9 protein-coding genes are annotated in these 9258 nt (G+C 68.7%); 1 reads left to right on the forward strand and 8 read right to left on the reverse strand.

From position 1 onward, the window contains the following. Window positions 1-1710 (forward strand): S9 family peptidase (locus ABD378_RS15245; protein ID WP_344521426.1); only part of this gene is annotated, 1710 nt, incomplete at its 5' end. A gap of 265 nt (window positions 1711-1975) precedes the next feature. Here ABD378_RS15245 and ABD378_RS15250 read toward each other — a convergent pair. From ABD378_RS15250 to ABD378_RS15285, 8 genes are all read right to left on the reverse strand, one after another. Continuing rightward, entirely contained in the window at window positions 1976-3049 is a 1074-nt protein-coding gene (locus tag ABD378_RS15250) for an ABC transporter ATP-binding protein (protein WP_344521483.1), read from the reverse strand. 52 nt (window positions 3050-3101) lie between these two features. Further along, on the reverse strand, window positions 3102-4097 hold the full coding sequence (locus ABD378_RS15255) for an ABC transporter ATP-binding protein (protein ID WP_344521427.1): 996 nt from the start codon (window positions 4095-4097) through the stop codon (window positions 3102-3104). A gap of 6 nt (window positions 4098-4103) precedes the next feature. After that, a complete protein-coding gene (locus ABD378_RS15260; protein WP_344521428.1) occupies window positions 4104-5084 on the reverse strand; it encodes an ABC transporter permease in 981 nt (326 codons plus the stop codon). Next, entirely contained in the window at window positions 5077-6000 is a 924-nt protein-coding gene (locus tag ABD378_RS15265; protein WP_344521429.1) for an ABC transporter permease, read from the reverse strand. Before ABD378_RS15265 ends, ABD378_RS15260 begins: the two co-directional genes overlap by 8 nt. A 66-nt stretch (window positions 6001-6066) precedes the next feature. Next, the gene (locus ABD378_RS15270; protein ID WP_344521430.1) at window positions 6067-7698 is read right to left on the reverse strand and encodes a peptide ABC transporter substrate-binding protein; all 1632 of its coding nucleotides are present in this window, start codon (window positions 7696-7698) and stop codon (window positions 6067-6069) included. 71 nt (window positions 7699-7769) lie between these two features. Next, entirely contained in the window at window positions 7770-8339 is a 570-nt protein-coding gene (locus ABD378_RS15275) for a GNAT family N-acetyltransferase (protein WP_344521484.1), read from the reverse strand. Between the two features lie 34 nt (window positions 8340-8373). After that, window positions 8374-9030 (reverse strand): hypothetical protein, encoded by a 657-nt coding sequence (locus ABD378_RS15280; RefSeq protein ID WP_344521431.1) that lies wholly within the window; start codon window positions 9028-9030, stop codon window positions 8374-8376. Then, the coding region (locus ABD378_RS15285; protein WP_344521432.1) for a sigma-70 family RNA polymerase sigma factor at window positions 9023-9258 on the reverse strand (236 nt) is incomplete at its 5' end. The genes ABD378_RS15280 and ABD378_RS15285, both read right to left, overlap by 8 nt.

Raw genomic sequence — 9258 nt, forward strand, 5'->3', positions numbered from 1 at the left:
CACATCGCGTACGTCGCCGGGGGCGCCCTGCTCGACGACTGCGCCGACGGCGAGGGCGAGCGGGCCCTTGCGGCGCCGGAGCCGGACTCCGCCGAGAAGGCGACCGTGACGTACGGCCTCGCGGAGTTCATCGCGGCCGAGGAGATGAGCCGTTCGCGGGGCTTCTGGTGGTCGCCGGGATCGGACCGGCTCCTGGTCGCACGCGCCGACGACGCCCCCGTGCGGCGCTGGTGGATCGCCGACCCCGCGCACCCGGAGACGGAGCCCGCGCGGGTCGCGTACCCGGCGGCGGGCACGGCCAACGCGGACGTACGCCTCTTCGTCGTGACCCTGGACGGCGAGCGCACCGAGGTGATGTGGGATCGCGCCCGCTATCCGTACCTGGCGCGGGTGCACTGGTCGTCGGCCGGTGCGCCGCTGCTCCTCGTCCAGTCCAGGGACCAGCTCAGCCAGCTCTACCTGGCGGTGGACCCGGACGACGGCTCGACCCGCATGGTGCACGCGGAAGAGGACCCGCAGTGGCTCGAGCTCTTCCCCGGCGCCCCGTCGTGGTCCCCCAGCGGACGCCTGGTGCGGATCGTGGACGAGGGCGGCGCGCGGGTCCTCGCGGTGGGTGAACGCCCGCTGACGGGTCCGCAGTTGCACGTCCGCGCGGTGCTCGACGTGGCGGACGACGACGTGCTGATCTCGGCGTCGGCGGGCGAGGCGGCCGCGGTCCCGGAGACCGGCGAGGTGCACGTCTACCGCGTCAACGAACTGGGCGTCGAGCGCGTGTCCACCGTCGCCGGGGTGCACTCGGCGGTCCGCGCGGGCGGCCTCACGGTCCTCGTGTCGGCCACCCTTGACCAGCCGGGCTCCAGCGTCCAGGTACTGCGCGACGGCAAGCAGGTGGCGACCGTCGCCTCATACGCGCACCATCCGGGGCTCACGCCGCGCGTGACTCTCACCGAAGGGGGCGCACGCAAGATCCCATGCGCCGTCCTGCTCCCCACGGACTACGAGGAGGGTTCGGGCCCGCTGCCCGTGCTCCTCGATCCGTACGGCGGCCCGCACGGCCAGCGGGTCCTCGCGGCCCACAATCCGTACCTCACGTCCCAGTGGTTCGCCGACCAGGGTTTCGCGGTGATCGTCGCGGACGGCCGTGGCACTCCGGGCCGCTCCCCCGCCTGGGAGAAGGAGATCCGCCGCGACTTCACGCTCACCCTGGACGACCAGGTGGACGCGCTGCAGGGCCTCGCCGCCACCTTCCCCCTCGACCTGGAGCGGGTCGCCATCCGCGGCTGGTCCTACGGCGGTTACCTCGCGGGGCTCGCGGTCCTTCGCCGCCCCGATGTCTTCCACGCCGGGGTGGCGGGGGCGCCGGTGACGGACTGGCGGCTGTACGACACGCACTACACGGAGCGGTACCTGGGGAACCCCGCGGAGGACCCGGCGCCGTACGCCCTGAGCTCCCTCGTCACGGAGGAGGGGCTTGTGGCCCCGGAGGTCCCGCACCGGCCGCTGATGATCGTGCACGGCCTCGCGGACGACAACGTGGTGGTGGCGCACGCGTTGCGCCTCTCCTCGGCCCTGCTGGCCGCGGGGCGCCCGCATGAGGTGCTCCCGCTGTCCGGGGTGACGCACATGACTCCGCAGGAACAGGTGGCGGAGAACTTGCTGCTGCTTCAGGTGGACTTCCTGAAGCGGTCGCTGGGTCTCAACCGGGCCTAGGGATACGGCGACCGGCCGGGGCGACATGGCGAACCCCGGCCGGTCTACGGCACCCGCACGGCCGTACGTTCGTAAGCCTGCCGGGGGCGTATATCGCCGGCGCGACGGTGCGATTGCCCGCGTGTTAAGGCATTTTCCCCAACCCCGCCCCTTCCCGAAAACCGGCTGCGCCGGAGCGTCCTCAAACGCCGGACGGCTGAAAGATTCAGCCCCTCCGGCGTTTGAGGACATCTTGTACGGGGTCTGGGGCGGAGCAGGTCCGCCCCTACGGCACCACCTGCTTCTCCTCCGCGAAGTGGCACGCGGAGTCATGCGCCGCGGGCCCCTCGACACCCCGGAACTCCGCCGGAACGGCCAGCGCCGGCACCTCCAGAGCGCACCGCTCCCGTGCCTTCCAGCACCGCGTGCGAAAGCGGCAGCCGGACGGCGGATTCGCGGGCGACGGCACATCCCCGCTCAGAATGATCCGCTCCCGATGCTCCCGCGCCTCGGGATCAGGCACCGGCACAGCCGAGAGCAGCGCCTGCGTGTACGGATGCGTCGGATGCTCGTAGATCTCGTCCTCGGAGCCGATCTCCACGATCCGGCCCAGGTACATCACACCCACCCGGTCCGAGATGTGCCGCACGATCGACAGGTCGTGCGCGATGAACACGTACGACAGATCGAAGTCGTTCTGCAGCTGGTCCAGGAGATTCACCACCTGCGCCTGGACCGATACGTCCAGCGCCGAGACCGGCTCGTCCGCCACGATGATCTCGGGCCGCAGCGCCAATCCCCGCGCGATTCCGATCCGTTGGCGCTGTCCGCCGGAGAACTGGTGCGGATAGCGGTTGATGTATTCGGGGTTCAGCCCGACCACGTCCAGCAGCTCCCGCACCTTCTGCCGCCGCGAGCCCTTGGGCGCGACCTCCGGATGGATCTCGTACGGCTCACCGATGATGTCGCCGACCGTCATACGGGGATTCAGCGACGTGTACGGGTCCTGGAAGACCATCTGGATGTTGCGGCGCACCGCCTTCAGCGCGCGCCCGGACAGCTTGCTGATGTCCTCGCCCTTGTAGCGGATCTCGCCCGCCGTCGGCCGCTCCAGGTTCACCAGCATCTTGGCGACCGTCGACTTGCCGCAGCCGGACTCCCCCACGATGCCGAGCGTCTCGCCCTGGCCGAGGTCGAAGTCGACGCCGTCGACGGCCTTGACCGCGCCGATCTGCTTGCGGATGACGATGCCCTGGGTGAGGGGGTAGTGCTTGACCAGACCGCGCACCTGGAGGATCGGCTCACGGCCCGACGCCGAGCCGTGAGCGGCGAAGTCGTGCTCTCCTCGCGCCTTGTGCATCAGCTGCCGTGCGGTCTCGCCCGAGTCCTCGAGCTGCTTCTTGCTGATGTGCTCACCACGAGGCATGGAGCGTCTCCTTCCAGAAGTGGCAGGCGCTCCTGCGATCGGCGGCCAGGCCTTCGTAGGCCACTTCGTAGAGCGGCGGTACATCGGTCCTGCAGACGTCCTGTGCCATCGGGCAGCGGGGGTTGAAGGCGCAGCCGGGCGGGATGTTCATGAGGTTGGGCGGCAGGCCCTTGATCGCGTAGAGCTCCTGGCCCTTCTGGTCCAGGCGCGGGATGGATTCCAGGAGGCCCCGGGTGTACGGGTGCGCGGGGGCCTTGTAGATCTCGTGGACGGGGGCCTTCTCGACGATGCGGCCCGCGTACATGACGGCGATGTTGTCGGCGACGTCCGCCACGACGCCCAGGTCGTGGGTGATGAGGATCAGACCCATGTGCAGCTCGCGCTGGAGTTCGGCGAGGAGCTCCATCACCTGGGCCTGGACGGTCACGTCCAGGGCCGTGGTCGGTTCGTCGGCGATGATCAGCGAGGGTTCGAGCGCCATCGCCATGGCGATCATGATGCGCTGGCGCATGCCGCCGCTGAACTGGTGCGGGTACTGCCCGACGCGTTCCTTCGCGGCCGGGATACGCACCCGGTCCATCAGCTCGATCGCCTTGGCCTTGGCGTCCTTGCGGGACATCCCCTGGTGGACGACGTACATCTCACCGAGCTGCTGGCCGACGCTGACCACCGGGTTGAGGGACGACAGGGCGTCCTGGAAGATCATCGCCATTCCGGCGCCGCGCGTCCTGCGCCGCTCCTCCTCCTTGAGCTTCAGGAGGTCCTGGCCCTTGAAGAGGATCTCTCCCCCGGTGATCTTGCCGGGCGGCACGTCGAGGATGCCCATGATGGCCTGCGCGGTCACGGACTTGCCGGACCCGGACTCGCCGAGCACGGCGAGCGTCTCGCCCTCGCTGACGGTGTAGTCGACGCCGTTGACGGCCTTGGCGACACCGTCCCTGGTCCTGAACTCCACGTGCAGGTCGCGCACTTCGAGCAACATGGGCGGCTACCTCAGCTTGGGGTCGAGGGCGTCGCGCACCGCGTCGCCGAGCATGATGAACGCGAGCACGGTGATCGCGAGCGCGCCGGCGGGCCAGAGCAGCATGTGCGGGGCGTTGCGGATGTACTGGGAGGCGGCCGAGATGTCGATGCCCCAGCTCACGGTCGGCGGCTTCAGACCGACACCGAGGTACGAGAGGGTCGCTTCCAGGGCGATGTACGTGCCGAGGGCGATGGTGGCGACCACGATCACCGGGGCGACGGCGTTCGGCGCGATGTGCCTCAGCAGCATCCGCGAGTTGGAGGCGCCGAGCGCCCGCGCCGCCTGGACGTAGTCGTTCTGCTTGGCGGTGATCACGGATCCGCGGGCGATGCGCGAGAGCTGCGGCCAGCCGAGCAGGACCATGAAGCCGATCACCGGCCAGACGGTGTTGCTGGTGACGACCGACAGGAGCACCAGGCCCCCGAGCACGACGGGGATGGCGAAGAAGACGTCGGTGATCCGGGAGAGGATCGCGTCCCAGAACCCGCCGAAGAACCCCGCGAGCCCGCCGAGCACACTGCCCAGGATCGCGACACCGAGCGTGGCGCAGACGCCGACGGTGACCGAGGCGCGGGCCCCGTACACGGTCCTCGTGTAGACGTCGCAGCCCTGGCCGTCGAAGCCGAAGGGATGACCGGACGTGGAGCTCTTCTGGGCGTTGGCGAGGTCGCAGTCGAGCGGATTGCCGGAGGCGATCACGGACGGCCAGAGAGAGATGAAGACGAGAAAGAGAATGATGAGGCCCGAGATGATGAAGATCGGGTTCCGTCGCAGCTCGCGCCAGGCGTCGGACCACAGGCTGCGGGCCGGGGCCGATGGCCCGGTGCCTCCGGGGCCCCCCGGGGTCGTCTTGTCCAGCGTCGCCCCCTCGGTGGCCGCGAGGTCCATCGCGCCGCCCGCACCGGTCGGGGCGATGGCTCCGTCTGGCTCTCGGGGTTCAGGCATAACGGATCCTCGGGTCGAGTACGGCGTACAGCAGGTCGACGATCAGGTTGGCCACCAGGAAGACCAGGACGAGGACGGTCACGAAGCCGACGACGGTCTGTGTGCTCTGGCGGAGAATCCCCTGATAGAGCTGGAAGCCGACGCCGTGGATGTTGAAGATCCGCTCGGTGACGATCGCGCCGCCCATCAGGGCGCCGATGTCCGTGCCGATGAAGGTGACCACCGGGATGAGCGAATTGCGCAGCAGGTGCCGGGTGATGACGCGGCGCCTGGGCAGCCCTTTCGCGATGGCCGTGCGGACGTAGTCCGCGCGGCGGTTCTCGGCGATGGAGGTCCGGGTGAGCCGGGTGACGTACGCCAGGGACACCGAGGCGAGCACGAGCCCCGGCACGATGAGTTCGTTGAGGGGAGCCTCCGACGACACGGAGGGCTTCATGATCCCCCATTCGACACCGAGCAGCAGCTGGAGCAGCAGGCCGGTGACGAAGGTGGGGATGGCGATCACGACGAGCGTCAGGAGCAGGACGACGGTGTCGATGGGCCGCCCGCGTCGCAGTCCGGTCACCACACCCAGCGAGATTCCGATGACGATCTCGAAGACGATCGCGACGAGCGTCAGACGGATCGTGAGCGGGAAGGCCGTCGCCATCAGTTCGGTGACCTTCTGCCCGTTGAAGGCGGTACCGAAGTCGCCGGTGAAGACATTGCCCATGTAGGTCGCGTACTGCTGCCACACGGGCTTATCGAGGCCGAATTCCTTCTTCAGCTGGGCGGCTGTGGCGGGGTCGCACTTTCGGTCCCCGCACAGGCCCGCGATGGGATCGCCCATCACGTTCACCATCAGGAAGATCAGCAGCGTGGCGCCGAAGAAGACCGGGATCATCTGCAGCAGACGCCGGATCACATAACGTCCCATGAAGGGCTCCGGAAGTAATGGGAGCGGTCACCCGGCGAGCTGCGCCGGGCGACCGCTCCCTGGGCCTCAGCTGACCTTGATCTCGTTGTAGACCGGGACGCTGAACTGGTTCAGCGCCACGTCGGAGACCTTGTCCGAGTAGCCGGCGCTGCCGTTCTGGTACCAGAGCGGAATGACCGCCATCTGCTCGGCGAGCACCTTCTCGGCGTCCTGGAAGGTGGATACGGCCTTCGCGGTGTCGGTCTCGGCGTTGGCCTGGTCGACGAGCTTGTCGAATTTCTCGTCGGACCACTTTCCGTCGTTGGACGGGGCGTCCGTGTAGTACAGCGGCTGCAGGAAGTTCTGGATCAGCGGGTAGTCCATCTGCCAGCCCGCGCGCCAGGCGCCGTCCAGCTTCTGCTGGGATGCCTGGCTGCGGAAATCGGCGAAGGTGCCGACCGGATTTCCGACGCAGGACTTGTCATTGCCCAGGGCCTTGTTGATGGAGTTGCAGACGGCGTCGACCCATTCCTTGTGCGAGCCGGTGTCCGCGTTGTACGTGATCTTCAGCGTGCCGCCGGGAATGCCGCCGCCGTCCGCGATCAGCTTCTTCGCCTTGTCCGCGTCGTACTTGCAGGGGTCGCCACAGAGCCCGGACTTGTAGCCACCGGCCTCGCCGAGCACGGGGGAGGTCCAGTCGGTGGCCGGGGTGCGGGTCTTCTGGAAGATCGTGTCCGTGATCTGCTCACGGTTGATCGCCATGGAGAGTCCCTGCCGGACCTTCTCCATTCCGGCCTTCGACCACTTGCTGTCGTAGAACGGGAAGGCGAGCGTCTGGATGATGCCCGCGGGGGTGTTGATGTAGCGGTCACCCAGATCGCTCTTGGCGTTCTTGAGCTGCGAGGCCGGAACGTCGTCGACGAGGTCGAGGTTGCCCGCCATCAGGTCCGTATAGGCGGTGTTGTTGTCGGTGTAGACCTTGAGGTCAACCCCGCCGTTCTGCGCCTTGTCCTCGCCGCTGTACCCGTCCCATTTCCGCAGGGACATCTTGGATCCCTTGGCGTACGAATCCACGGTGTAGGGACCATTGCCGACGGGCTTGGAGAGCCAGGCGTCGTGGTCGTCGTAGAACGCCTTGGGCAGCGGCGCGAACGCCGGATAGCCGAGGGTCTTGGGCCAGGTGGAGAACTTCTGCGTGAGCTTGACGGTGAAGGTGGTGTCGTCGACGACCTTCAGCCCGGAGAGCGTGTCGGCACTGGCGTCACCCTTCTCCGGGTGGACCTTGTCGTAGCCCTCGATATAGCCGAAGAAGTAGGCGTTCTTCTGGTTGTTCTTCATGTGGGCGCCGTAATTCCAGGCGTCGACGAAGGACTTCGCGGTGACCGCCTCGCCGTTGCTGAACTTCCACCCGCTTTTGATCTTCACGGTGAAGTTCTGCGAGTCCGATGTGTCGATCTTTTCAGCGACCATGTTCTTGGCCTCGCCGGTCTTCGGGTCGTACCGCATGAGACCCCGGAAGATCATGTCGAGAACCTTGCCGCCCTGCACCTCATTGGTGTTGGCGGGCTCCAGCGGGTTCTGCGGATCACCCCAGGAGGAGCCCACGATCCCGGAGCCGTCGCCGCCACCGCCGCTGTCCCCGCCTCCACCGCAGGCGGTCGCCGCGAGTGCGACGGTCACCGCGCATGCGGCCCACTTGGCGTGCGTGGCTCCACGCATGGAGAGCCTCCCTTTCAGGCCTGAGTCTCACTTAGGCCCAAATACACCCCAATGCAGGGTGTCGCGCATCTTTATGGGGGCTTTCCGGGGCTAGTAGGACTGGGGAAACCCCCGGATGCCGCCACAGGGAGATCGGATGCCAGTCGGGCGTGCAGCTCGACGTCGTAACGGACTCCCTCGTACGCGAGCTTCTGCCGCTGCAGGCCCTCCGCCACGAACCCGGCGGCCCGCGCCACTCGGCAGGACGCCGGGTTGTTGACCCGGTGCCCCAGCTCGAGCCGGAAGAGTCCGAGCTCCCCGAAGGCCCACCGGGCCAGCGCCTCGCACCCGTACGTCGCCACGCCGCGCCCCCGCGCCGACGGCGCCGTCCAGTACGAGACCCAGCCTGTCGCGTGGACGTGGTTCACCGCGCCCACGGCGACGTTGCCTAGCGGGACGTCGTCCCCGTCGACCACCGCGAAGGCGTACGCGGTCCCGGCACGCTCCTCTTCCTCCCGTCGCGCGATCCAACGGGAGGCGCTCTCACGGGAGTCGACGGGCTCCCCGGCGGTCTGCCGGGACATCTCCGGAGCCGACAGGGCGGTGAGTACGGCGGCGGCGTCCTGTTCCCTCCAGGGGCTCCAGGGGCGGAGGCCGAGCACGGCGACCGTCCCGCTCGACCGGACGCGGGCCCCGTCATCCACGCCCGTCCACCTCCACCTCGACGACGGACACCCACCCGCGCCACCGCTCGATGCTGACCCGCAGCCGCGAGGAGGACTCGGTGGTACCGAACCAGTAGGGGTCCGCCCCTTCCGCGTGCTCCCACAGCCCGCATTCGGTCAGCGCGTCGCGCAGACGGGACACCTCGTCCGCCGCGACGGACGCACTGTCGTACTCGGTGACCCGCTGCCTGGCGTTGGCTCCCTTGTCGCTGTAGTACTCCGTGCCGTACTGGACCTGGCTCGGTGCCTTCCGCCCGGCGTCCGAGCCCGGGCAGCTCTTGTCCCGGCCCACCTTCGGCAGGGGCAGGTCCACCATCACCTCCTCCTCCATGCTCTTCCAGTGCCACTTCGTGGCCTGCGGCATCAGCTCGGGCGACAGCAGGCGCACGACCCCGCCCACCTTGAAGGGGTTGTCCGTCGGCGTGGCCGCGGGCCGCACCTCTCGGCCGTCACCGCCCCCTCCCCCGGAGGCCACGCCCCACGTCACCACCCCCGCCAGCGCCGCCACGACAGCCACTCCCCCTGCCACCCGCCTCCGCATGGTCCGCCTCCCGCCCCGCGCCCGTAGCTCCGCCCCGCTCGGCATCCGTACCGTGACGTCGTCCAGCAGCTCTTCGACCTCAGCCATGGTGGGCCGCCCCTTCCGCGGTGAAAGCAGTCCTGTCGGTCAAGCGCTCCCCCAGCGCCTTGCGGGCCCGGCTCAGCCGGGTGCGGACCGCCCCGTTGGACGCGCCCGTCTCCAGGGCGACCTGTTCCAGGGGGAGGTCGAGCAGGTGATGCAGCACCACCACCTGCCGCTGCTGCGGCGGCAGTTCACGCAGCGCCTCCACCAGGGCCACCCGGTCCGCCGACAGCT

The organism is Streptomyces rectiviolaceus, assembly GCF_039533825.1.
Taxonomy (GTDB): Bacteria; Actinomycetota; Actinomycetes; order Streptomycetales; family Streptomycetaceae; genus Streptomyces; species Streptomyces rectiviolaceus.

Excerpts from the sequence above, each read along its gene's own strand:
- ABD378_RS15250 (WP_344521483.1), bottom strand. The coding sequence starts at position 3,049 with ATGCACAAGGCGCGAGGAGAGCACGACTTCGCCGCTCACGGCTCGGCG.
- ABD378_RS15255 (WP_344521427.1), bottom strand. The coding sequence starts at position 4,097 with ATGTTGCTCGAAGTGCGCGACCTGCACGTGGAGTTCAGGACCAGGGAC.
- ABD378_RS15260 (WP_344521428.1), bottom strand. The coding sequence starts at position 5,084 with ATGCCTGAACCCCGAGAGCCAGACGGAGCCATCGCCCCGACCGGTGCG.
- ABD378_RS15265 (WP_344521429.1), bottom strand. The coding sequence starts at position 6,000 with ATGGGACGTTATGTGATCCGGCGTCTGCTGCAGATGATCCCGGTCTTC.
- ABD378_RS15270 (WP_344521430.1), bottom strand. The coding sequence starts at position 7,698 with ATGCGTGGAGCCACGCACGCCAAGTGGGCCGCATGCGCGGTGACCGTC.
- ABD378_RS15280 (WP_344521431.1), bottom strand. The coding sequence starts at position 9,030 with ATGGCTGAGGTCGAAGAGCTGCTGGACGACGTCACGGTACGGATGCCG.